The sequence below is a fragment of the Paenibacillus shunpengii genome (assembly GCF_042684905.1).
Classification (GTDB): Bacteria; Bacillota; Bacilli; order Paenibacillales; family Paenibacillaceae; genus Paenibacillus; species Paenibacillus shunpengii.
In genome coordinates this window covers 270,118-294,717 of sequence record NZ_JBHUMJ010000004.1, presented here as the reverse complement: position 1 = coordinate 294,717, position 24,600 = coordinate 270,118, and the positions used below count along the sequence as shown (strand labels likewise).

21 protein-coding genes and 1 other annotated feature are annotated in these 24,600 nt (G+C 46.1%); of the genes, 8 read left to right on the top strand and 13 right to left on the bottom strand.

Features of this window, described 5'->3' with window-relative positions:
* The first annotated feature begins 391 nt into the window (after positions 1–391).
* Positions 392–991 (top strand): 30S ribosomal protein S4, encoded by a 600-nt coding sequence (gene rpsD, locus ACFSVM_RS17725; RefSeq protein WP_076313177.1) that lies wholly within the window; start codon positions 392–394, stop codon positions 989–991.
* 162 nt (positions 992–1,153) lie between these two features.
* Here the strand turns inward: rpsD and tyrS are convergent, their stop codons facing one another.
* Positions 1,154–2,404 carry a tyrosine--tRNA ligase gene (gene tyrS / locus ACFSVM_RS17720; protein WP_379263671.1) on the bottom strand — a complete coding sequence of 417 codons (1,251 nt, stop codon included), beginning with the start codon at positions 2,402–2,404 and terminating at the stop codon, positions 1,154–1,156.
* 61 nt (positions 2,405–2,465) lie between these two features.
* Positions 2,466–2,742 (bottom strand) — a binding site (T-box leader).
* 136 nt (positions 2,743–2,878) lie between these two features.
* Between tyrS and ACFSVM_RS17715 the strand changes: the two genes are divergently transcribed.
* Positions 2,879–5,962 carry a transglycosylase domain-containing protein gene (locus ACFSVM_RS17715; RefSeq protein ID WP_379263669.1) on the top strand — a complete coding sequence of 1,028 codons (3,084 nt, stop codon included), beginning with the start codon at positions 2,879–2,881 and terminating at the stop codon, positions 5,960–5,962.
* Positions 5,963–6,072: 110 nt separating this feature from the next.
* On the opposite strand, the gene acsA is transcribed toward ACFSVM_RS17715, so the two are convergent.
* On the bottom strand, positions 6,073–7,797 hold the full coding sequence (gene acsA / locus ACFSVM_RS17710; protein ID WP_090725437.1) for an acetate--CoA ligase: 1,725 nt from the start codon (positions 7,795–7,797) through the stop codon (positions 6,073–6,075).
* A gap of 286 nt (positions 7,798–8,083) precedes the next feature.
* On the opposite strand from acsA, the gene ACFSVM_RS17705 reads away from it, so the two are divergent.
* Complete coding sequence (locus ACFSVM_RS17705; protein ID WP_090725435.1) at positions 8,084–8,716, top strand: GNAT family N-acetyltransferase; 633 nt, start codon at positions 8,084–8,086, stop codon at positions 8,714–8,716.
* A gap of 70 nt (positions 8,717–8,786) precedes the next feature.
* Here the strand turns inward: ACFSVM_RS17705 and ACFSVM_RS17700 are convergent, their stop codons facing one another.
* The 4 genes from ACFSVM_RS17700 to ACFSVM_RS17685 all read right to left on the bottom strand — a co-directional run bounded on the left by ACFSVM_RS17700 (position 8,787) and on the right by ACFSVM_RS17685 (position 11,597).
* Positions 8,787–9,482 carry a 5'-methylthioadenosine/adenosylhomocysteine nucleosidase gene (locus tag ACFSVM_RS17700; RefSeq protein ID WP_379263666.1) on the bottom strand — a complete coding sequence of 232 codons (696 nt, stop codon included), beginning with the start codon at positions 9,480–9,482 and terminating at the stop codon, positions 8,787–8,789.
* 116 nt (positions 9,483–9,598) lie between these two features.
* On the bottom strand, positions 9,599–10,603 hold the full coding sequence (gene ccpA, locus ACFSVM_RS17695) for a catabolite control protein A (protein WP_047910927.1): 1,005 nt from the start codon (positions 10,601–10,603) through the stop codon (positions 9,599–9,601).
* A gap of 99 nt (positions 10,604–10,702) precedes the next feature.
* Positions 10,703–11,050 carry a bacillithiol system redox-active protein YtxJ gene (gene ytxJ, locus ACFSVM_RS17690; protein WP_076313183.1) on the bottom strand — a complete coding sequence of 116 codons (348 nt, stop codon included), beginning with the start codon at positions 11,048–11,050 and terminating at the stop codon, positions 10,703–10,705.
* Positions 11,051–11,177: 127 nt separating this feature from the next.
* On the bottom strand, positions 11,178–11,597 hold the full coding sequence (locus ACFSVM_RS17685; protein ID WP_379263663.1) for a hypothetical protein: 420 nt from the start codon (positions 11,595–11,597) through the stop codon (positions 11,178–11,180).
* A 250-nt stretch (positions 11,598–11,847) separates the two neighbouring features.
* Between ACFSVM_RS17685 and ACFSVM_RS17680 the strand changes: the two genes are divergently transcribed.
* Positions 11,848–12,375 (top strand): type 1 glutamine amidotransferase domain-containing protein, encoded by a 528-nt coding sequence (locus tag ACFSVM_RS17680; protein ID WP_379263661.1) that lies wholly within the window; start codon positions 11,848–11,850, stop codon positions 12,373–12,375.
* A 122-nt stretch (positions 12,376–12,497) separates the two neighbouring features.
* Here the strand turns inward: ACFSVM_RS17680 and ptsP are convergent, their stop codons facing one another.
* The 4 genes from ptsP to aroA all read right to left on the bottom strand — a co-directional run bounded on the left by ptsP (position 12,498) and on the right by aroA (position 18,126).
* On the bottom strand, positions 12,498–14,240 hold the full coding sequence (ptsP, locus tag ACFSVM_RS17675; RefSeq protein WP_379263659.1) for a phosphoenolpyruvate--protein phosphotransferase: 1,743 nt from the start codon (positions 14,238–14,240) through the stop codon (positions 12,498–12,500).
* Positions 14,237–16,123 (bottom strand): glucose PTS transporter subunit IIA, encoded by a 1,887-nt coding sequence (locus tag ACFSVM_RS17670; RefSeq protein WP_379263657.1) that lies wholly within the window; start codon positions 16,121–16,123, stop codon positions 14,237–14,239. The genes ptsP and ACFSVM_RS17670 overlap by 4 nt, the downstream gene beginning before the upstream one ends.
* A 187-nt stretch (positions 16,124–16,310) precedes the next feature.
* Positions 16,311–16,736, bottom strand: a complete 426-nt coding sequence (locus ACFSVM_RS17665) for a CoA-binding protein (RefSeq protein ID WP_076313188.1) — start codon at positions 16,734–16,736, stop codon at positions 16,311–16,313.
* Between the two features lie 100 nt (positions 16,737–16,836).
* Positions 16,837–18,126, bottom strand: coding sequence for a 3-phosphoshikimate 1-carboxyvinyltransferase (gene aroA / locus ACFSVM_RS17660; RefSeq protein ID WP_379263654.1), 1,290 nt, complete (start codon positions 18,124–18,126; stop codon positions 16,837–16,839).
* Positions 18,127–18,277: 151 nt separating this feature from the next.
* Here aroA and ACFSVM_RS17655 point away from each other — a divergent pair, with 151 nt between their 5' ends.
* On the top strand, positions 18,278–18,586 hold the full coding sequence (locus tag ACFSVM_RS17655; RefSeq protein WP_076313190.1) for a rhodanese-like domain-containing protein: 309 nt from the start codon (positions 18,278–18,280) through the stop codon (positions 18,584–18,586).
* A gap of 73 nt (positions 18,587–18,659) precedes the next feature.
* Here the strand turns inward: ACFSVM_RS17655 and ACFSVM_RS17650 are convergent, their stop codons facing one another.
* Positions 18,660–19,172 carry a shikimate kinase gene (locus ACFSVM_RS17650; RefSeq protein ID WP_379263652.1) on the bottom strand — a complete coding sequence of 171 codons (513 nt, stop codon included), beginning with the start codon at positions 19,170–19,172 and terminating at the stop codon, positions 18,660–18,662.
* 151 nt (positions 19,173–19,323) lie between these two features.
* Between ACFSVM_RS17650 and ACFSVM_RS17645 the strand changes: the two genes are divergently transcribed.
* Positions 19,324–19,650, top strand: a complete 327-nt coding sequence (locus ACFSVM_RS17645) for a hypothetical protein (protein ID WP_379263650.1) — start codon at positions 19,324–19,326, stop codon at positions 19,648–19,650.
* 55 nt (positions 19,651–19,705) lie between these two features.
* On the opposite strand, the gene gndA is transcribed toward ACFSVM_RS17645, so the two are convergent.
* Positions 19,706–21,118, bottom strand: a complete 1,413-nt coding sequence (gndA, locus tag ACFSVM_RS17640) for an NADP-dependent phosphogluconate dehydrogenase (RefSeq protein WP_047910918.1) — start codon at positions 21,116–21,118, stop codon at positions 19,706–19,708.
* A gap of 251 nt (positions 21,119–21,369) precedes the next feature.
* A complete protein-coding gene (locus ACFSVM_RS17635; RefSeq protein WP_379263647.1) occupies positions 21,370–21,969 on the bottom strand; it encodes a hypothetical protein in 600 nt (199 codons plus the stop codon).
* Between the two features lie 324 nt (positions 21,970–22,293).
* On the opposite strand from ACFSVM_RS17635, the gene ACFSVM_RS17630 reads away from it, so the two are divergent.
* Positions 22,294–22,926 carry a DUF1054 domain-containing protein gene (locus tag ACFSVM_RS17630; protein ID WP_076313193.1) on the top strand — a complete coding sequence of 211 codons (633 nt, stop codon included), beginning with the start codon at positions 22,294–22,296 and terminating at the stop codon, positions 22,924–22,926.
* A gap of 128 nt (positions 22,927–23,054) precedes the next feature.
* On the top strand, positions 23,055–24,530 hold the full coding sequence (locus ACFSVM_RS17625; RefSeq protein ID WP_076313194.1) for an aminotransferase class I/II-fold pyridoxal phosphate-dependent enzyme: 1,476 nt from the start codon (positions 23,055–23,057) through the stop codon (positions 24,528–24,530).
* The last annotated feature ends 70 nt before the right edge of the window (positions 24,531–24,600 follow it).

The window sequence follows — 24,600 nt, the reverse complement described above, 5'->3', positions numbered from 1 at the left end:
TCGAATGCTTAAAATTAAGATACAAATCTATTTTACCCTCTTTCATTGCAATTTGCACGGAGTTTAAGAGAAATTTGTCCTATTTTTTTAGGTAATAAGTCCTATCGACAATTTCAGACAAATTATGGATGTTCTCTTTTTATAGCTTCATGACCACATCTTCTTGACTTCGCTCGTACATTTAATATAATATATATTGTTGAATAAGACCGATATGGTCTTTAAATTTGGGCGTAACGTTGTGTCACCCTCACAGCTTATTGTAGCTATCCGGACAGCGGCTGAACTTTCTGGATTAGAAATGTATTGCCTTATAAGGCTTGCGATACAATTAGCGGCGCAAATAGAGCCCCATCATATGAAATTTATTATAAAAGGAGTTACTATAACAATGGCACGTTACACTGGTCCTAAATTTAAATTGAGTCGCCGTCTCGGCATTTCCCTGAGCGGAACTGGTAAAGAATTGAAACGCAACTTCCCTCCGGGTCAACATGGTCCTAACCAACGCAGAAAAATCAGCAACTACGGTATGCAGCTTCAAGAAAAGCAAAAATTGCGTCATATGTACGGCTTGGGTGAAAAGCAATTCCGTACTTTGTTTGCAAAAGCACAAAAAATGCAAGGTATTGCCGGTGAGAACTTCATGTTCCTGCTGGAAAGCCGTCTTGATAACCTCGTTTACCGTCTTGGTTTCTCCAACTCTCGTGCAGGTGCACGTCAGCTGGTAGCTCACGGTCATGTGACTGTTAACGGTAAAAAAGTAGATATCGCTTCTTACGCAGTAAGCATTGGCGATGTAATCGGTCTTCGTGAAAGAAGCCGCGGTCTTTCCTCTATTAAAGAAGCTTTGGAAAACCGTACACATCTTCCATCTTACCTTGAGTACAACGAAGCAGCTCTTGAAGGCAAGTACATCCGTCTTCCAGAACGCGCTGAGCTTTCTCAAGATATCGATGAGAAGCAAATCGTCGAGTTCTACAACCGTTAATATTTAACTGGAGAACACATCCCTCGAAAGCTTGCTTTCGGGGGATTTTTTAGTTGCCTGTAAACATAAAAAAAGAGTGCCTGTCAAGTCATAGGAACTGACCTCATATGACCTAAAGGCACTCTTTTACTATCTAAAGCTTATAACGAAGCTCATAATACTTTACAGTTTGATTTTGGCAAACTTACGTTTACCGACCTGTACGATATCGCCATCCTGCGGGGTGTACTCACTGTTCGGATCGCCCCACTTTTCTTCATTAATTTTGACTGCGCCCTGCTGAATGCTTCGTTTCGCTTCACCGTTAGAAGCAGCGAATCCGAGCGTCGTAAGCAGGCTGATCAGACGTATAGTTCCATTCTCGAGCGATTCGGCAGGAATCACGACTTCTGCAATATCGTCCGGCAGTGCACGCTGCTGGAATACAGTCACAAAGTGCTGCTGAGCTGCCTCAGCTGCTTCTTCCCCGTGGTACATGCGGACAAAGGTGTAAGCAAGCTTCATCTTTGCGTCGCGCGGATGAACACTGCCGTCTTCAACACCTTGCTCCAACGCCTTCAGTTCCTCTGTACTCAGATCGGTAGCCAGCGTGTAGTATTTCAGCATAAGCTCATCGGGAACAGACATCGATTTGCCGTAAATTTCGTTCGGCTCCTCGTCGATACCAATGTAGTTGCCAAGGCTCTTACTCATCTTCTGAACCCCGTCCAGACCTTCTAGAAGCGGAAGCATGATGGTCGCCTGCGCTTCGTCTCCATTTTCTTTTTGCAAAGTACGTCCCATCAGGAGATTGAACTTCTGATCCGTACCGCCAAGCTCAATATCACTCTTTAGAACGACAGAATCCGTACCTTGCATAAGCGGGTAGAAAAATTCATGAATGCTGATTGGCTGACCGCTCTGGAAACGTTTCGTGAAATCGTCACGCTCCATCATCCGGGCAACCGTTACCTTGGCAGCCAGATTAACAACTTGAGAGAAGTTCATCGGCGCAAGCCAATCGGAGTTGTTGTATACTTTTGTTTTGTTCGGATCCAGAATTTTGAACAGCTGCTTCTTGTATGTCTCTGCGTTGCGTATAACGTCTTCCTCACTCAATTGCTTCCGTGTCTCGGATTTCCCTGTCGGGTCGCCAATTCTGCCCGTAAAGTCCCCGATGATCAGCTGCACTTCATGTCCCAGATCCTGGAATTGACGCAGCTTGTGCATAACTACAGTATGGCCAATATGCAAATCAGGCGCGGACGGATCCATTCCAAGCTTCACTTGTAACGGTACTCCGCTGACTACCGATTTCATGATCTTCTGCTTCAAATCCTCTTCCGGAACAATTTCGGATACTCCTCTTGATATCACATCCAGCTGACGGCTCACTTCCTCCTGCTGAGTCTTGCTGAGTTCTTCCCATTTCATCCTAAACGTACCCCCTATAATATGTTCGATCCTATTTGGACACAAAAAGCTCCTTCTCATCCCAAGGGACGAGAAGGAGCTCTCGCGTTACCACCCTAATTAAAGTGCCTGCTCTACAAATAAAAAGATAGGCACTTTCACTTCATTGACATAACGGGATTTCAACCCGGTACCAGACTAATCCTGCAATAGCTCATGGTAATTTCAACCTGCTATTCCTGTTCATCTGGACAGCTCCGGACGGTAATTCGACAAGCGGCACATTCCGGTTCACACCACCCACCGGCTCTCTGACTATGTGTTATCCGCCTCCTACTGGAGTCCTTCACAGCTTTTTTCCGTATCAAGTTTTGACTTTATATATAACATATTCCGAGAAGGGCTGTCAATTTCCGACCCTTGCCACCATTTGCGGGGGTTCAAAAGAGTGATTTTATGCTATAATAATGCCTGTTAAAAGGAGGAAGACATTTGATGGTTGATGATAAGGATAAAAAACCTGATGAGCAGCCTTCCCGCAAAAGAAAATTCTTAAGCAGGTTAGGTAGTTTTGTTAAATGGATGGTCGTCCTTGGCTTCGTAGGTATCCTGTTTGTCGGCGGTGCACTTACAGGTTACATAGCATCCATTGTTAAAGACGAGCCTGTCCGCTCCAGAGCTGCAATCGAACAAGCAGTCAGTGAGAATGCACTAACGGGTTTTGCTTATTTTGCAGACGGTTCAGCAATCGGTCAACTCAGGACAGAAGAAGACCGGCGTATTGTGGAACTGGAGGACATTCCTCAAATCGTACTTGATGCAGTGACTTCTATCGAGGATGATACTTTTTATGAACATAAAGGCGTAGACATAACAGGTACTCTAAGAGCTGTCAAGGAGAGAGTGCTGAACGAGCCTGTACAAACAGGCGGAAGCACACTGACTCAGCAGCTGGCAAGACGGGTCTTCCTGAGTCTGGACAAGACGGAAGATCGGAAAGTGAAGGAAATTTTATTATCCTTGCGTTTAGAACGGTTTTTGACCAAGGATGAAATCATTACAGCTTATTTAAATAAGGTTCCATTTGGGAACGGCTCCAGCGGATATAACGTATACGGGATCAAAGCTGCAGCCAAAGGTATTTTTAATGTAAATGATCTTGATGATCTGAACATTGCACAGGCTGCCTATTTGGCAGGCCTTCCTCAGCTCCCTTCCGCCTACTCCGCTTTTAACGGAAAAGGTGAGTTCAATGAGGACAATTTCAACAATGCCATTGAGCGTCAGGAGCGTGTGCTCGGACGTATGCTCGCTTTGGGCAAGATAACGCAGAGTGAACATGATGAAGCATTAGCATTTGATCTTAAGTCATCGCTTGCACCAAGAGTAGCCAAAGCATACAATACGTATCCTTACCTAATGCTTGAAACCGAAAGACAGGCTGCCAAAGTGCTGATTGATGTGCTCTATCCTGAAGGAGAAGTGCCGGATAAATCAGACAGCGAGCTGACTGAGGAAGCACTGCAGAAGCTTCGTACCGGTGGATATCGCGTTTATACGACCATTAATAAGAATGTCTACAAGACGATGCGCACCATCGCCGAGGACGACAGCAACTTCTCAGCGTATAACGAGAGCAAAGGCTTAGAGCAAACGGCTGCCATGATGATTGATCACAAGACAGGGAAAATTCTCGGCATGATCGAGGGTCGTGATTTTAATGTTGAGAATTTGAACTTTGCTACACAAATGGTAAGACAGCCTGGTTCGGCTATGAAGCCGATCGCTGCTTTTCTGCCAGCGCTTGAAGAAGGAATTATACAGCCAGCCTCCGTTCTTGATGATTCGCCGATCATTTTGAAGGATGGTCAAAAAGGCTATCATATTCCGAAAAACTCAAACGGAAATTATAACGGTCTAGTAACGGCAAGATATGCGTTAAATCAATCTCTCAACATTCCAGCTCTCAAAATCTTTAATGAAAAGCTGGGACTTGAGAAGGCCTGGGATTTTGCGAAAAGTCTTGGGATTACTACCTTGACAGATGTCGACTATACGAATGCAACTACCGGTGTACTTGGAGGTCTTACTTACGGTGTATCCGTAGAAGAACTGACGAATGCATATGGTGCGATTGCCAACAATGGTGTCTTTAATGATGCTTACATGATTGAGAAAATCGTTGATTCACAAGGGAACATCGTATATTCCCATGAAGCTGCACCGAAGGAAATCTTCTCTAAGGAAACAGCTTATTTAATGACAGACATGTTAAGTACGGTTATATCGGACGGTACAGGTAAGCTCGTTAGAGACAATTTCAATAAGTACGGTGAAATTGAAATTGCCGGCAAGACAGGCACGACGCAGAACTATGCAGATGTATGGTTCCAAGGATATACACCGGATGTGACTCTCGGCGTATGGGTAGGTTATAACAACAAAGAGACTCTATCCACACTCGCTAAAGGGGCTGAAAGAGAGCGGGCCCGCAGACTCTGGGCTAAAATATTGAACGAGGTTACCGAGGCTGAGCCAGACCTGTTCCCTACGAAGACCTTTACGAAGCCTGAGAATATTACAACCAAGACGGTATCCGCATACAGCGGCAAGCTGCCGACTTCGCTTACCGACAAATTCGTAACCGATATTTTCAATACGAAATATGTACCAACCGAAAGCGACGATGCGGTTGCTAAATCGAAGTACATCACTTACAACGGTGTAAATTATATCCCTAGAGACGAAACGCCTTCAGATATGCTGAAGGAACAAACCGTCGTGAAGCGTGAACGTCCAATCTCTGAGCTGATCAAGCAGCTGCAGGAGGCATTTAAAGTGATGGCCGAGCATGAGCCATTATCCTATTATTTGCCGGACGATGCCGATGAAGACATGCCTAAGGAGGTTGACCCTCGTAAGGATGACGGAGCGAATCCCGATGCCCCTGGCAATGTCAGAATGACGGTGAACAATGGAAATGCAGTCATCACCTTTAATCCTAGCGCAGCCGGCGATGTCGTCGGGTACAGACTATATCGGAGCATGAACGGTGGTCCGTTCCAGAATCAGGGTAAGGTCGTGCTTGCAGGGAATCCGACTTCATTTAGCAGCTATGCGGGCAGCGGCGTACAGTTCTACATTGTTGCAGTTGACGTCGCTGGCAGAGAATCAGCACCTAGTGCAATTGTCAGCAGCGGCGCTCAGGCTCCTCCTCCAGAGGAAGAGACACCAGACAATCCTATTGAGGTTCCAGGTACGGTCGTTGATCCAGATGCGAACCCGGACGGTGACGCTGGAGCGAACAGTAACACCGATGCGTCTGGTGCGCCTGCAGCACCTAGCGGTGTTTCTGCCCAGATTACAGAGCAAGGTATTGTCATCACCTGGGCCGAACAGGAAGGCGTAACGGGCTTCAATGTTTACTACAGCGAAACAGGTCAGGAGCCTTTCCAGCATGTTGGAACTGCTGGTTTCACGGCATTCACTTACAATAATGCGGAAGCCAAGGGTGCATTCAGAGTAACCGCGGTTAACGCGGCTGGAGAATCCAGTCCGTCAGCACCAGTAAGTCCTTAAGATAGGCTATAGAAGTAAAAAAAGCTAACGTAAGTTTTAAACTTACGTTAGCTTTTTTGTATATATTCAAGTTTTTTGATTAAGTCATAATATCAACACGGACGATCATTCTAATCTTCAATCGTGGACAAATCGCCAGCAGGTAAATCAAGCTCCCACGCTTTAAGCACCCTTCGCATAATCTTCCCTGATCGAGTCTTCGGCAATTTATCCTTAAATTCAATTTCACGAGGGGCTGCATGGGCAGATAGGCCTTCTTTTACAAAACGGTAAATATCGTCCTTCAATTCCTGTGTAGGTTCATAGCCTTCCCGCAGGGAGACAAAGGCCTTAATAATCTCACCTCGAACGAGATCCGGTTTACCAATTACACCGGCTTCTGCAACTGCTGGATGCTCTACGAGCTTGCTCTCTACTTCAAAAGGACCGATTCGTTCGCCTGAAGAGTTGATGACATCATCAATTCTGCCTTGGAACCAAAAATACCCGTCCTCATCCATATAAGCGGAATCCCCGGATACATACCAGCCAGGAATACGAAAGTATTCGTCATATTTAGGCTGATTGTTCCACACCTGCCTCATCATGGAAGGCCACGGTGTCTTGATTGCCAAATTACCCATGGAATACGGAGGAAGCTCCTCCCCTTGATCATTAATAATTGCGGCTTCAATCCCCGGGAGCGGCTTACCCATTGAGCCCGGCTTAATCACCATACCTGGATAGTTACAAATGAGCTGTGCTCCGGTCTCGGTCATCCACCAGGTATCATGAATTCGCTGATTATAGGCTTTGGTTCCCCATCTTACTACCTCAGGATTCAGCGGTTCACCTACGGAGAGTACATGACGTAGTGTAGACAAATCAAATTGCTTAATAACCTCGTCTCCTGCACTCATCAGCATTCGAAATGCAGTAGGAGCACTGTACCACACGGTTACTTTATTGCTGACAATCGTTTGATACCAATCCTGTGGACTGAACCGGCCGCCTCTGATTACGTTCGTGACTCCATTCAGCCAAGGCGCAAAAATACCATATGATGTACCCGTAACCCAGCCAGGATCCGCGGTACACCAATAAATATCATCTTCTCGTAAATCCAGGACGACCTTCCCTGTATAATAATGCTGAATCATTGCATTGTGAACGTGATAGACCCCTTTGGGCTTGCCAGTTGATCCAGAGGTATAGTGCAGAATCATACCATCTTCCAGACTGAGCCACTCCAGCTCCAGCTCATCTGAAGCCGCTGCCATCTCTGCATCGTAATCAATGAAACCCTCTTGCTCCTGTGCTCCACCGCCTACAACGAAGATATGCTTCAGTTGGGGCAGTTCGTCACGATTGATACGCGGCAGCAGCTGTGGAACGGTAATCAGTGCTACTGCTTCACTGTCCAGCAGACGATCCTTCACTGCCGTTTCCATGAAGGCTTCAAATAAAGGTCCCACAATGGCTCCGACCTTCAAGGTTCCAAGCAGACTCAAGTACAGCTCAGGGCTTCTTGGCATAAAAATAAAGACCCGATCACCTTTGGATATTCCGTACTTTCGGAGTACATTACCAAATCGATTAGAGCCTTCACTAAGATCTAGGAAGCTGTAGGCTTCCTCTCTGACCGCATCACTGTACAGGAGCGCTGTACGTGCTCCATTACCTTCGTCTACATGACGATCAATCGCTTCATATGCCATATTTACTTTGCCTGTTTCATACCACGTAAAGTGCTTCTTCACTTCTTCCCAGCTAAATTGCTCACGAGCCTGTGTGTAATCTCCCAGATTACTACGCTCTACGACAGTTGCGATAAATTCATTTTGATCATGACTCATTGCCTTCAGAGCCTCCTCAGTTACATTTTCACAATGTACAGGTTAGTTAGCGCTTACAAATCTGTAATGACATGAATCAAATTCATACTTACTCTCATGTAAAATTTGATTCAACTTACCAACGTATCCGAGTTACTGCGGCTATTGCTAGAAATGTGAAAACTTTATGTCTGGAATATTATAGCATAATTTGAGATTCTGTTAATATTCCCTTTTCATTTTTTTGGTTATTTGTTATAAGTAGAGAGAACACGCCATGACACTCCAGAAGGAGCACTGATGAACAATGAACCATACCAAACATCACCACGCTCACTTACTCATTATGAACAGCAGGGAGATTGTTGTAGAAGGTCCTGTTCCTGCCGCATTGCTGCAGGATCTAGTCATGCATCCGGATCTTGATGCGTTCCGAAGACCTCATGAGCAGCAAGAGGCTCTCATTCAAATATCTGAGCTTCCGGAAGGAAGAATCATTATTGCCAGAGAACAAGATACGATTATCGGCTATGTGACTTTTCATTATCCTGACGAGATGGAACGTTGGTCTGAAGGGAATATGAAGGATCTGATTGAGCTGGGAGCGATTGAGGTTGCAGATGATTACCGCTCTTACGGAATTGGCCGCGCACTCATTCAGCACGCTTTTGAACATGAACAGATGGAGGAATATATCGTCTTTACGACCGAATATTACTGGCATTGGGATTTGAAAGGAAGCGGACTATCCGTATGGGACTACCGTAAGATGATGGAGCGATTGATGAAGACGGTGGATATGGTCTGGTACGCTACGGATGACCCTGAAATTTGTGCACATCCTGCCAATTGCCTTATGGTGAGAATCGGCAGCAAGGTCCCCCTTGCCTCCAAAGAACAATTCGATCACGTAAGGTTTAAACAGCGCTATATGTACTAATAAGACAGGAGCCTGGTCCCGGACATCCCCGGGCTGCTCCTGTCTTTTCTCGTTTACTCATCTGTTCTGCTTACATATGTACCAGTATGTGTTCTACGATCCGATGGGATTTCTGAGAGGATTCCACTGTAAATTCGGCAAAGTTCACATGGGCTGAGCCATCTGCCTTATCCGACATGGCACGCAAAATAACATAAGGGATCTTATTCATGAAGCTCACCTGTGCGACCGCAGCCCCCTCCATCTCGGCACACGCCCCTTGGAACTCGTCGTGCAGCCTGCTCACAACCTCTTTGCTTGCAATAAACTGATCTCCAGACAGCACAATTCCGCTAATATATCTCGCTGACAACTCCTCACATGCTTCAGCCGCCCGTTTGATCAAATCTGTATCCGCCGGAAAAGCCGACGTTTTCTGGTAAGGAATTTCTCCCCGCTTGTAACCTAAAGGAGTAACATCTATATCGTGATGAATACATGCCGTCGAGATGACGATATCTCCAATCTCCAAATCCGGATGGACTGCACCAGCTACCCCTGTAAAAATAATATGAGACACGCTGAATTTCTCGATCAAAATTTGAGTCGTTACAGCCGCATTCACTTTGCCTACACCTGATTTGCATACAACTACATGCTTGCCATAGACATCACCCTCGGTATACGTTATGCCCGCATAATCTGTTCGTACCGGATTCTCCATATCCGACAGCAACAGCTCAATCTCTTCATCCATTGCTCCAATGAGTCCAATTGTTTGTGCCATAACTTCATATTCATCTCCTTTGGCTCGGCTTGGTTTATGAATCAGCACATCCTTTGTTCAGCAAAAAAGCTCCGCAAAAACGGAGCTTTCTACCAGTTAACCTATACGGTTGCTAATTACACATGACTGACTGACAAACGCAAAATCGTTTCGTGTGGCAAAATAACACGCGGGTTCTCCACGTTCTCTTTTTTCATCAGCTTGGTAAGCAGACGCATCGCTACCGCGCCAAGATCATACATCGGCTGAGCTACCGTTGTCAGCTGTGGACGAACCATCGAAGCCATTCGGATGTTATCGACACTGATAATCGAGAAGTCGTCTGGAACTTTGAGCCCTTCATCCTGAATGCTGTGGATCGCACCAATCGCCATCTCATCGGTTGCGCTGAATATTGCGGTTGGTTTTTTCTTCAGTCCAAGGAAGTACTTCATTGCTTCCACACCAGACTCGTAGCGATAGTTGCCAATGCGTACCAGATCTTCTTGGTACTCGATACCGGCTGTTTCAAGCGCACGCTTGTAGCCCTGGAATCTTGCATAACCGTTCGCTGGGTCCTGAAGTGTTCCACTAATCATCGCAATCTCACGATGGCCATGGCGAACCAGTGTGCTTACTGCATCAAAAGCTGCTGCTTCGTGATCAATATCGACGGAAGGGAACGTCCCTTTCTCATCACTCGTCGCACAAAGAACAATCGGCACTGCCGCTGTTTGAAAAGCTTGAATATGCTCATCAGTTACTGTACCGCCCATGAACAGAAGCCCGTCCACTTGTTTTTCCAGAAGGGTGTTAATAACACGAATTTCCTTTTCCTTCTTCTTATCGGCGTTACATAGGATGATGTTATAATGGTACATATTCGCGATATCTTCAATTCCCCGAGCAATTTCGGCAAAAATCGAATTCGAGATATCCGGAATAACTACACCGACCGTTGTCGTCTTCTTACTAGCAAGCCCCCTTGCTACTGCATTCGGACGATACCCGAGTCTTTCTATGGCTTCATATACTTTTTTACGCGTTTGTGGCTTAACGTTAGGGTTGTTGTTCACAACCCGCGAAACCGTTGCCATAGATACTCCGGCTTCACGTGCTACGTCGTAAATGGTTACCGTCACATTCCTTCTCTCCATTTGCAATAAATTTTCATTCCCATTTTCATGTTAAAAATTATGATACGACATATTATTGCGACTTGCAATAAACATAAACAGGCTTTAAGTCGAGCTCAAAACCGAACTAAGGTCTCTTGAAGTGATTCCAGAGTGGGAAGTATGCCAGACTGGATGCCCATTCTTCACCAGAATCGTCTGCGGAGACTCATGCCGAACTCCCAAACGCTCTGCTGCTGCTGTAGATACGGCGCGATCCTCGATGACCAATACAATTGAATAATTAACCTGTTCATTAGGTGCCGCTTCCAGGTAGGCTTGTACCTCTTCATATGCATGTGCGCTGATGGGACAACGAGTACTATGTTTAAATAGCAGAAGCGGAGTCTCTGAAGACTGTGTAACCGCTTCTTCAAGCTGTTCTATACTAGTCAGTCTTGTCATCGTTTTCATTGCCTATACATCCCCTTTGTCACTTCAGCTTTTCGTTTTCATACTTTTCAGAAAAACTTACACTCCCAATATATTAACAAAAAACGAGTCGAAAAGCCAATTTTCATAAGATATGGCACTGACCTGATCAGCCTGCCTCTGAAAAATGCTCTTCCCACCGAAATTGAGAGAGCTGTTCAAGTCTTCTCTCCACATCATTCATCCAATGTTCATCGCCTGCACTCAGCGCATACTGATACAAATCTAATAGCAGATTAATCCTCTCCTGCTTGGCTTGTTCAATCTCTTTACCCATGGTATCGATGTCGATATCAGGATGATGCTCTAATAGTTCAGTAATCAGCTTGGCAACTTCATTTGAATCTGCAAAGGAAACAGAGACATATTCACTTCCGGGACTTAGGCTGCTGATCAGCTGAATCAAATCCGGTTTGACTGGCTTAAGGACTTCATACGTTGAACATGTCATGCAGGAAAATACGGGCACATCTCTGATCTCTACTCTCTTAGCATAGATTACGCTTCGGAGCTCTAAGTTCATTGTCAATTTACATTTGCACCATCTGCGCATAACCCTTACCCCACCTATCTGTTCAAATCTCAATATTCAAGTTTTTTCGACTTCATCTCATCTTTTTCTACTTTACTTCGACTAATGTAGCATAAATCCTTCCCTATGAGGGATGTACTTATTTCCATAGCTTAACTATTTCTCTTATCCTGCAGTGGATTTGGATTCGCGTGTCGTTTCGGTTACAATGGCACTGTATACGGTTAGGAAGGAGTGTTACAAATACATGAGATTAGCAGGAAAAAAAGTCATTGCACTGGTGGATGAAGAGTTCGAAGATTTGGAATTATGGTACCCTGTTCATCGGGTACGTGAAGAAGGGGCCGAGGTTCATCTTGCCGGAGAAATAAAAGACAAAACCTATGTAGGCAAATACGGTGTCCCGGCGAAGGCTGAATATAGTTTCGACGAGCTTAATAGTCAGGACTACGACGGCATACTCGTTCCCGGCGGCTGGGCACCGGACAAGCTGCGGAGATACCCTAAGGTCATAGAGCTCATTCAAGAAATGCATCGGGATCACAAGATCATCGGTCAAATCTGTCATGCTGGCTGGGTATTAATATCTGCCAAGATATTGCAGGGTGTAACAGTCACGTCAACACCAGGAATCCGTGATGATATGGAGAATGCAGGTGCGATCTGGAAGGACGAGCCTGTGGTCATTGATGGGAACATAGTTTCCGCTCGCAGACCACCTGACTTGCCGCCATACGGGAAAGCCTTCTGTGATCTGCTCGCAGATGAATCCTGATATTTATATGAACGACAAAGAGGATGAATTCAGGCAGCTTGCCTCGATTCATCCTCTTTTGGTGCAGATTAACGCTTTACATATTTTGCATCGTGATGTAATACTGGAGCTTGTCTGTCAAATTAAGACAGGGAGGTGCTTTGTGTCGAATTCCGTTTATACTTCTCCAGCTCTGCCTCAATTTCTTTGCCCGTCGACATGGTTAGACAAGACTGCGCCACCGTTACAGCCTCCGCTGCTTCCGTATTTAGCACACGGTGCTTCACTCTCAGGAGAGATTGAGGAGACATGCTCAGATTGTGTATGCCCAGCGACAGCCAGATTGGAACTGCCCTTTCATCACCGGCCAGTTCTCCGCAGACACTGACACTGATTCCTGCTGCATGCGCAGCCTCTGCAGTCATACGAAGAAGTCTTAATACAGAAGGATGGAACGGCTGATACAAGTGGGCAATTTGTTCATTCATGCGATCAACAGCCAGAACATACTGTACAAGATCATTTGTTCCAATGCTGAAGAAATCCACCTCTCTCGCCAGCAGATCGGCGATAACTACGGCAGCCGGCACTTCAATCATAATCCCTACTTCAATGTTAGGATCATAAGGGATTCCTCGCTCCGAGAGGCTTGCCTTTACTTCATTCAAGATCTGATTCGCTTCTCTAATCTCATCCAGTGATGAAATCATCGGATACATAATCTTCACTTTGCCATGTACGCTTGCCCGCAAGATAGCCGACAGCTGCGTCCTGAACAGATCCTTAAGCTCCAGACTAATTCGGATCGCACGGTATCCAAGGAAAGGATTGTCTTCCTCCGGAAGAGGGAAATAATCAAGCTGTTTATCTCCGCCAATGTCCAGTGTTCGTATGACTACAGCATTCCCGCCTGTCTTCTCCACTACATGCCGGTATACTTCATATTGCTCCTCTTCACTAGGGAATGAATGACGATCCATATATAAGAACTCTGTACGGAATAAGCCAACCCCCTTAGCACCGGATCGAAGCGACATGTCCAGCTCTTTGACAGAGCTGATGTTGGCTGCCAGATTCAGCTGTATTCCGTCCTTGGTTATAGCATCTACCTCCGCCAGCACTTGAAGCTGCTCCTTCTTTCGCAGCTGCTGATCACGAATTTCCGTATATTTCTCGATAATAAGTGGATCTGGATTAACATACACTATTCCTTCATCGCCATTAATAACGAGAACATCCCCTGTTTGAACCGGAAGATTAACACTATTCTCAAGGCCTGATACCATGGGGATTCCGAGAGCTCTAGCCATAATTGCGGAATGCGAGGTCTTGCCGCCGATCAGTGTCACGATGCCAAGCACATAATTAGGATTCAGGTGTGCCAATTGGGATGGAGACAGCTCATTCGCTACCAGAATATAAGGCTGTGTATCCAATGGCAGCGTAATCTCTGGAGCACCCAATAGATGCTTCAAGAGACGATTCCCTACATCCTTGATGTCCAGTGCCCGTTCCTTCATATATTCATCATCCAAGAGGTCAAACATCGTGACAAAGTGGTCAATTGCTTCCTTTACGGCCACCTCGGCCGCTTTATATTGCCGTTCAATAATCCCCTGAATCTCGTTCATGAACACAGGATCTTCTAATATGGCCAAATGAGCATCAAAAATACTCGATTCCTCGGGACCAACCACTTCATTAAACTCCTGCTTAATATGCTGAATCTCATCACGGGATGTTTTAATCCCCTCGTACAGCCGTTCGAACTCCCGAGCCAGGTCTACAGCGTCCATCTTCTGATCCGGTAAATCCCACTCCCAGCTTGGAAGAACAAATGCTTTGCCGATGGCTACACCAGCCGCTCCTGAGATGCCTTGTATCATGCTTCTACCCCTCCAACGTTCCTATCTTCATATAATACGACCGACATGACAGATGCCTGGCCTTTTCTAACGTGCTTAAACGGTGCATAACTCCATGACTTCACCCGATCCGGGTTGGTAATGACCATCGGAGTAACGAGAGACGGTGCTTCCTTGAGCAAGGCAGCATAGTTAAAGCGAATGAGCAGCTGACCTGGCTCTACGGTATCTCCTTCGCTGACGACAGCATCAAAATTCCCCTTGAGCTGTGAGGTATCAATGCCGATATGAAGCAGAACCTCAAGCCCCTCCGGAGTTTGAATCCCGATAGCATGCATGGTCGGATATAAATGCATGACCGTCCCGTACACCGGTGACAGCAATTCTCCATTCTCCGGCTCAAAAGCGACGCCGTCCCCTACCAGCTTGCCTGCAAATATTTTGTCAGGCACCTCTTCAATGGGGAGCATCTTCCCTTGCACAGGGCTGCTGAACAGCACTTGCGGCAAATCACGCTCCAGCAGCTTGGCAATTTCCTCACGAATTAATTCAGAGTAGGTGCCGAAGACAACCTGCACATTGCCTGCGCCGAGCTTGATGAGACCGGCTGAACCAAGTGCCTTCATCGCGCTGCTATCAATAAGGCGGTCATTATGCACTGTAAGCCGAAGTCGTGTAATACATGCCTCAACCTGAACAATATTGGTCTTCCCTCCAAGCGCCTCCACAATAAGCGGGGCTTGATAAGGTATACTGCCTGCCCAGTCCTCAAGCACAGAGCCTTCCTCACGTCCCGGGGTCGGGATCTGGAATCTACGGATGGCCCACCGGAATAAGAAGTAATATACCAGACCATACACGATCCCGACCGGAATCAACAAGAGTGCATTTTCAGACAAATGGAAATTCAGTATGTAATCAATAACACCTGCCGAATAAGAAAATCCATGTCTTATTTCAAGCACATAGCTGATCCATAAGGCAAGTCCTGACAGAACGGCGTGTACAAAAAACAGATAGGGAGCTGCAAACAAAAAGGCAAACTCGATCTGCTCCGACACCCCTGTTAGAAAACAAACGAGCGCAGAAGTCATGAAGGTCTTATGTATCTTGGGCTTCAAATCTTCCCGTGCTTCCTGAATAATGGCAAATGCAATCGCAGGAATGGCGAACATCATAATAGGGAACAAGCCCGACATAAAATAGCCTGCTGAAGGATCCCCGGCAAAAAAACGCGGCAAATCTCCAGTCATAATCTGCCCTTCCGGTGTCTCGTATGAACCTAGCTGAAACCAGAACACATTATTAAGCAGATGATGTAGCCCGAATGCGACAAGTACCCGATAGAGAATACCGTACAAGAACAATCCGAAACCGCCAAGGCTGTATTCCATGGATGCAATTAAATCTAACAGCTGCTGCAATAGAGGAGCTAAGCCGAGCATAATGCAGGAGAACAAGGCGGAGAACAAGCCCACAATCAGTAGAACAAATCGGGATCCGCCAAAAAACTGCAATATTTCCGGAAGCTTGATGCTTTTGAAACGGTTATGAGTAAACCCGGCGATTGCGCCGAGGATAATTCCGATCAAAGATGCGGGCTGAACAACCCCGTTACCGAAATGGCTTACGACTTGGTCATAAATAATCATGCCTGCAAGCGCTGCAAGTCCTGCTTGACCCGCCTGATTGGACAGCCCGAGCGCAACACCGACGGCAAACAGATAAGGTAAAAAATAAAACAGGCTCTGTCCCGCGACGGTAGCTATACCGCTTATACTTTCAAATCCCCATGATTCCCAAGGAAGACTGCCTATGCTTAGCAGAATCGCCGCTGCAGGCAGTACCATCGTCGGAAGCATGACAGCTCTTCCAAGCTGCTGCAAGGAACCGAGCCAATTCATGGCGATCCTCTCCTTTCTATCATTGATGGTAAGCGTTAGCCGTCCTTTTGTCAAAATGAGAATAAACTTGAATCGATTTCATAGCCTGCATGGCGGCTCTTTGAAGGGTTAACCGCGCTCGAATAATGCATATGAAAAAGGCTGTCCCACAGTCTTGTTTGTGGTAACAGCCTTACTTCGGGTTTGCTTATATTGTTCTGGGCTGCAGAATGGAATCCTCTACTTTAATGCAGCGATCCATAATCACCGTCATTCCATGCTCTTCACCGATCTGCGCGGCTTCTTCGTTAACAATGCCTAATTGCAGCCACAATACCTTGGCCCCGATCTCTGCCGCCTCTCTTGCCACATCCGCACAGTATTCACTCCGGCGGAACACATTGACGATATCGACAGGCTCCGGAACACTCTTCAAATCAGGGTAGCATTTCTCTCCCAGGATGGTATCCGCTCCAGGATTTACGGGTATAATTCGATAACCTCTGGATTGCATCGCCTGCGATACCATGTAGGAGGTGCGGTCCGGTTTATCAGACAAGCCAACGACCGCGATATTGCCTGCAGAAGCCAAAATTTCTTTGATCTCTTCACGTGAAGGATTAGCAAAAGTCATTTGAGCATTCGCTCCTCTCCTAACAACAGATTCATTATTAACACTTCTATCGTGAATCAATTTCATAGGCAGCCAAAGGTATTATGAAATTGATTCTATATTATACCCATTCTACGTTAGCGCCAAGCGTCTGCAAATGGTCAAAATACCCCGGATAGGATTTGGCTACATGATGAGCATCCTTAATGCGAATCGGCTGCTTTGCGCGAAGCCCGACAATCGTTAAGGCCATAATAACCCGATGATCATAATGGGCATTGATTTCTACTCCGCCCTCTACTCCTTCCGGTCTTCCATGCACAATAATCTCGGCCTGCTTCTCTTCTACCTTCGCTCCGGCTTTGGCCAACTCAGTCAAATAATCTGTAATCCGGTCACATTCCTTATATCTTAAATTCTCAACATTATAGAAGCGGGATGTTCCTTCTGCAAATACAGCAGCGGCAACCATAGCAAGCACAGCATCGGTTGCAGCATCCCCATCAAACTCCACCGCCTTCAATCTGCCATTGCCCTTGATGGTGACAGTATTGTTCTCATGCGTGAGGGGAACCTCCATCATACGAAGCACATCAACAATCGCGCGCTCTCCCTGTTTACTCTCTTCCATTAATCTTGTTACCGTAACCTCAGAATTCGTAACCGCTGCAGCAGCCAGTATGGCAGCCGATCCCGGGTAATCTCCTTGTACCGTGTATTCAGCAGGCTTGTACTTTTGTCCGCCGGGCACTGTGAAGAACATATAATTCTCATCTGCATGAATGGTAATGCCCGCCTGCTCTAGAACCTCCAGCGTCTGTCCAACAACGACCTTGGACTTCAGATCCCCGAGAACTTCAATTGTGCTGTCCTCAGGCAAGAGCGGTGTCAGAAACAGTAATGCACTCAAATATTGGGAGCTAACAGAACCTGATACCCGAATGGCTCCGCCTTGAGGCTTCCCTCCGCGAATCGTGATCGGCAGTCTTCCATCCTGATGCTCCACCTCCACGCCAAGCTGCTCAAGTGCATCAATTAAATCCTGATGTGGACGTTTCCCCAGCGATTCGGGGTATGTATTCACAAAATGAATTTCTTCACCAAGTGCTGCGATACCCATAAGAAACCTCAGAACTGCCCCTGCGTTACCTACATTAAGCTCAGAAACCTGTCTTGGAGAGGCACCAAAACCGGTAATCGTTATTTTCTCCTCATCCTCAATCAGCTCAGCCCCCAGCTCCTGTATACAGCGCCGCATCGCATCACTGTCCTCACTGTGAGCCGGATAGTAAATGGTGCTGGTTCCTTCTGCAAGCGCACCTACCAGCAAATAGCGTGTCGTATAGTTTTTGGAGGAAAGTGCATTAATCTCTCCGGCGAGTGAAGGGGTATTATTTACTAGAACGTCCATCGTGTCATAGCTCCTTTTTTATGAAAGAATATATCGAGTGTGGAATCCGTCAACAAATTGACATGCTCCATCTGTCTTCGTTATCATTGAATTGTTGTACATTCATGAACTAGCCTATAGATAAAATATATAGAAGAGAGGTTTCTACCTTATGAACCAAGTACCTGAAATTACACCTTCTGAGCTGCAAGCCCGGCTTCAATCCGGCGAAGCTCTCCAGATGATTGATGTCCGTGAAGACGAAGAGGTTGCAGCCGGCATGATCTCCGGAGCTAAGCATATTCCTCTAGGTCAGATTCCGGACCGACTCTCTGAGATCGAGAATACGGGCGAGATTATCTTCATCTGCCGCAGCGGCTATCGCAGTGAAAGAGCCTGCGAGTATTTGGCTCAGCAGGGCTTTGACGGATGCACCAATCTGGTAGGCGGAATGATTGCCTGGAACGAGCTAGAAGGCTAATAAATTAAGGGGCAGGCATTCATGCCTGTCCTTTTTTTAATCATACTACAACATACCTTAAAAGCACAACAGCTTAAACGCGGTGATGCGCTAAAATATAACAAACAACCTCTTCCGGCTCCATCTCTGATGTGTCAACCGTTAGATCTGCGAAAGAATACTTCGACTGGCGCTCCCGCATAATCTGATGTACACGCTCTTCCACATTTCCTGCTAACAACGGACGATCACGATTGGCAGAAACCCGTCTTATAATCGCTTCTGCGCTCGCTGTAAGAGCAACCACCCACCCTGCCTTCTTCATTGCGTCACAATTGAGCGGCTTCAGCACGGAGCCACCGCCTGTGGAGATAATCTGTGAAGATTGGTCAAGAACGCGAAGCAATACGCTTGTTTCTACCTCACGAAAATACGCTTCTCCCTTTTGTTCAAACAGCACCGGGATCGGGCAGTCTTCCTGTGCCTCTATTTCTGCATCAATATCAACAAGCTTATACCCCAGCCTATCCGCCAGCAGGCTAGACACTGTTGTTTTACCTGTACCCATCATCCCGATAAGGACGATATTCTCATTACTCCTGCTCAAAGACCTTTGCCACCCCTTTATTAGAACTATCAGTCGCTATTTTTCATTTAAACATATCACAGATAAAATCATCCGCCAAGAAGTCATAAAAGGACATCCTATCACGTACTCATAATAGTAATGAGTTGTCTATAGCATACCTGTAGGGAGTGTGAATACCATTCAAATTACAACTAGCCTCGAAACAGCCGTCAAAAAGCCCTCGCCCAGCCGAATCGCTCGAATTTTCCAGACAGGTCATGTCATCTGCAGAGATGATGTGCTGTTCGTGCTTCATTATGTACAACAAAAAGTGGCTTCGGAGGATCCACTTCTCGTAGATCTTCCAAAGCCACGTCTTATCCAGAGCTTCCAATATTTTAGTGAGGCTTCCCTGCTGCTGTTAGATGAGCATGCTTCCCATCACTGCACACAGGAGAGGTTAAGGAAGTGTCTTAAGGAAGCACTGTTCGGCCTCTATGAAGAACACAGTCCATAATTTTATATCACCAAAACTGCTCAGGACTCATTACCTAATTAATACGGAAGGATTCTTAGTTCCCCATCCAGTTGTAATGGAATGTACCTTCTTTATCCACACGCTTGAAGGTATGAGCTCCGAAATAGTCACGCTGTGCTTGCAGCAGGTTTGCTGGAAGTCTTTCCGTACGATAGCTGTCATAATAAGACAGGGCGCTTGCAAAGCCAGGTACCGGAATACCATTTGCAACGGCGACGGAGATCACTTTACGCCAAGCATCCTGATAGGATTCAACCACATTTTTGAAATATGGATCGAGGAGCAGATTTTTCAGCTCGGCATCCTTATCATAAGCATCTTTGATGTTCTGCAGGAACTGGGAACGAATAATGCAGCCTCCGCGGAAGATCATTGCGATATTGCCGTATTTCAGGTTCCAGCCGTACTCGTCAGAAGCTGCACGCATTTGTGCGAAGCCTTGAGCATAAGATACGATTTTACTTGCAAACAGGGCTTTGCGGACATTCTCAATAAACTCCGCTTTGTCGCCTGTGAATGCTTCTGTCTTAGGACCGCTCAGCACTTTGCTTGCTGCAATACGCTCTTCCTTCATCGCAGACAGGAAACGGGAGAATACGGATTCTGTAATCATGGACAGAGGCACGCCAAGATCCAGAGCACTTTGGCTTGTCCATTTACCGGTACCTTTTTGACCCGCAGCATCGAGAATCACATCTACCATAGGCTTGCCTGTCTCTTCATCATATTTCGAGAAGATATCCGCTGTAATTTCGATCAGGTAGCTGTCGAGCTCCCCTTTGTTCCACTCGCTGAATATTTCGTGGAATTGTTCAGCGTTCAGTCCAAGCACATCCTTGAGCAGATGGTAAGCTTCACCGATTAGCTGCATATCTCCGTACTCGATACCGTTATGCACCATCTTCACATAATGTCCTGCACCGTCAGGACCGATGTATGTTGTGCAAGGCTCGCCATTTACTTGAGCTGCAATCGAAGTCAGAATCGGCTTCACAAGCTCATAGGCACTTTCTTGTCCACCAGGCATAATGGATGGACCTTTCAGAGCGCCCTCTTCACCACCGGAAACCCCTGCACCGATGAAGCGGAAGCCTTTTTCTTCAAGCTCCTTGCTGCGGCGCTGTGTATCAGGGAAGTAGGCATTTCCTCCATCAATAATAATATCGCCTTGATCCAGATGCGGAACCAGTTGCTCAATCGTCGCGTCTGTCGCAGGACCAGCTTGTACCATAATCAATATTTTGCGAGGAGATTCCAAAGATTGTACGAATTCTTCTATAGAGAACGTTCCTACCAAGTTTTTGCCGTCAGCTTCTTTTAGAAGATCTTGCGTTTTCTCCGGGGAACGATTGAATACAGAAACCGAGAAGCCTTTACTTTCAATATTCAAGGCCAGATTCTTACCCATAACGGCGAGGCCGATAACACCAATTTGTTGTTTTGCCACTCTATCTCCATCCTTTGCTTCGTATTTTTTTTGACTTCCACTGTCGATCGCCTTCATGAGGAAGCATAACGTCTGCATTCCTTATCTATGTAGCATAATGAAGTGCGCTTCAACAATACCCCTATTCTATCGTGTTTGGTTTTGGAAGTAAAATACCGGGTCCTCCAAAACAAGGGTAAAACACCTCTATTCACGAGGTGTTCATTAAATGCTCAAACTCTCTGCTCTTACTTTATATATTTGTGGCAGCCTCACCATTCAAGCATCAGCATTCGATCCTGCATTTGAAGAAGCTTTGCGCGGCATTTGTCTGCCCTTGTTGTATCATTGGCACCGATGGCCTCATACAGCCGTTCCAGCTCATCGTCGATCTCCATCCGAAGCAGTGTAAGTCTTAATTCCCCTTCCGTGGAAGTGAACATCTCTTCCATTTCCTCGAGCGTTAGTGCCGGCCCCTTCTGATAGATCACCTTCTGCTTGAAGCCCGACACTTCGACGAGCCTGATGACCTCACCGAACAAAATATTTTCTATAACGATAATATGATCCTTGAATCTGCGAACGACAGCATGCCCTCTCGTGTCTCCAATCAATTTCTCGATATATTCTGCGAGCTTTGCATCCTTGATGATATAGTCACCAATCAACTTATAATCACCAGTTCTCATTTGCTGAAATTTCAGCTTTACTAATTTGCGGCCTGTACGTACGGACAAAATAAAGTAATCCTCATCTTCGCTCCAATATAGCGAATACCCTTCCTGAATGAGATCCTTAATGAGCTGTTGGATACGAAGGCGGCTAAACCGGAGCTCTAAATTGCAGTATTCCACTTCATAGCTCTTGTTCATGGCACTTCCTCCTCCATTTTTTTACGATCATGTGAGCCGGATCTTACTTATTAAAAAATGAGACTTGCCGCCTTGGTATCCTTGCCATTCTTCGCTCCACCATAAGTCGGCTTACCCTATTTTATACTGACTTCAAGGGAAGCGTACTTAGTCGTTTGACCATTTTTTTACCCGATAATCTTCATCAACTATCCAGCAAATGTACAAACTTGAAGAGAGGGGAAGCGGGTACTCCTGTGTTATAATGAGTCGCGTAATATTGTGTATACTATTATATTGGATAGTGTTTAGGTTCATGCTAACCTATAAGGAGGATTACTTATAATGTCACAACTCACATACCCCTCATTAAATGAAGCGGATTTTGAAGTATTCGAGGTACCCGGACTGGAGCCCCGCATGGAGCTATTGATTGAACGGGTTCGGCCGAAGCTTGAGGCCATTGGGGCGGCCTCAGCGCCATTCCTCAGCGAGCTGTGCGGCGAAGACATGTTTGTCCACGTTGCGAAGCATGCCCGCCGGAAGGTGAATCCGCCGAACGATACCTGGGTTGCAGTAGCCAACAATAAAAGAGGGTACAAGGCATATCCCCATTTTCAAGTTGGAATGTTCGGTACACATGCGTTCGTGATCTTCGCCATCATCTATGAGAGCAGCAATAAGGAAGTGTTCGCTGAAGCATTATCCCGTCAGTTTGAAGAAGTAGCACAGAATATACCCGGACATTATTATTGGTCCACCGACCATATGATTCCGGAAGGAACAAATCATGCAGACATGACGAAGGAAGATTTTCAGCGTATGGCGGAACGACTCAAAAATGTGAAGAAATCCGAGGTTTTATGTGGACTTCGTATCGACAAGGATGATCCGCTCCTTCTGGATGGTCAGAAGTTCGGCAAGACTATAGAAGAGACTTTCGCAGCCCTGCTGCCCTTGTATAAAATGTCATTTTAATCAGAGTATATCCCAATATTTATAAATAAAAGGCCGGATCATAAAAAATCCATTTTCATTCCCTTTTCATTTTGCTATACTCATCTAGGTTTGATTATTCTTAATAATGAAAGGTTGTGACAGCATCCATGGATCACCGTCGTACGCCGCTCTTTACAGCACTTAAGAACCACGCGGCTAACAATCCGGTACAGTTTCACATCCCTGGTCACAAAAAAGGACTTGGAACGGACTCAGAGTTTCGCGAATTCATAGGGGATAACGCCCTTTCCATAGATTTGATCAATATCGCGCCACTTGACGATTTGCATCAACCGACTGGAGTAATTAAAGAAGCACAAATGCTGGCTGCCGATGCATTCGGGTCAGATTACACCTACTTTAGTGTACAAGGGACAAGCAGTGCGATAATGACCATGATCTTGTCCGTATGCGGACCTGGTGAGAAGATTATCGTGCCGCGGAATGTGCATAAATCAGTCATGTCTGCCATCATTTTTTCCGGAGCCAAACCGATCTTTATTTCTCCGGTCAGTGACGAAAATCTCGGTATTGATCACGGAATTACAGTTGGTTCGGTACGCCGGGCACTGGAACGCCATCCTGATGCAAAGGGTGTGCTTGTCATTAATCCAACATATTTCGGCGTTTGTGCGAATCTGAAGGAGATTGTGGAGCTGGCTCACAGTTACCAAGTGCCCGTTCTTGTGGATGAGGCGCATGGTGTACTGATTCATTTCCATGAGGATCTTCCTATGTCTGCTATGGAAGCTGGTGCAGATCTAGCCTCTACAAGTGTGCACAAATTAGGCGGCTCGATGACGCAAAGCTCGGTCCTGAACCTGAATACCAAGAACGGATTCGTTAATCCAGAGCGGGTACAGACGATTATCAGTATGCTGACTACAACTTCTACATCTTATATATTGTTGTCTTCACTGGATACAGCAAGACGTAATCTTGCACTCCATGGACACAGCATGGCTCAGAAGGCCATTGATCTTGCGGAGTATGCCCGCCGGGCGATTAATGATATCGAAGGGCTGTACTGCTTCGGCGAAGAAATACTAGGCGGAGAAGCCACCTATAGCTACGATCCGACCAAGGTGACCATTCATGTTCGACATCTTGGACTCACCGGCTATGATACAGAGAACTGGCTTCGCAAGCATTACAACATTGAAGTGGAAATGAGTGATATGTACAACATTCTCTGCCTGATCACACCAGGCGATAATGATGACACTGTCAATACACTGCTTAATGCACTACAAGAGCTGTCGAACACGTATTACAATGTGAATCAAGCCAATGAGCTTGTCGTTAAAATCCCAGAAATTCCTCAGCTGATGCTGACACCGCGTGAGGCTTTCTATGGTGATACCGAGGTGATTCCGTTCAAGGAATCGGAGGGCCGCATTATTGCCGAATTTATTTATGTGTATCCTCCAGGTATACCGATTCTGCTGCCGGGTGAAGTCATTTCTCAGGATAATATCGACTACATCATTGAGCATGTCGAGGTTGGTCTGCCTGTTAAAGGACCAGAGGACCGAACGATTCAGAATGTCAAAGTGATCGTTGAGGCGGAGCCTATTTTTTAATACTTGTCGTTATAGGGCACAAGAAAAGACCAGACAACTTGTCTGGTCTTATTCGTCTGTTGAGAAGAAG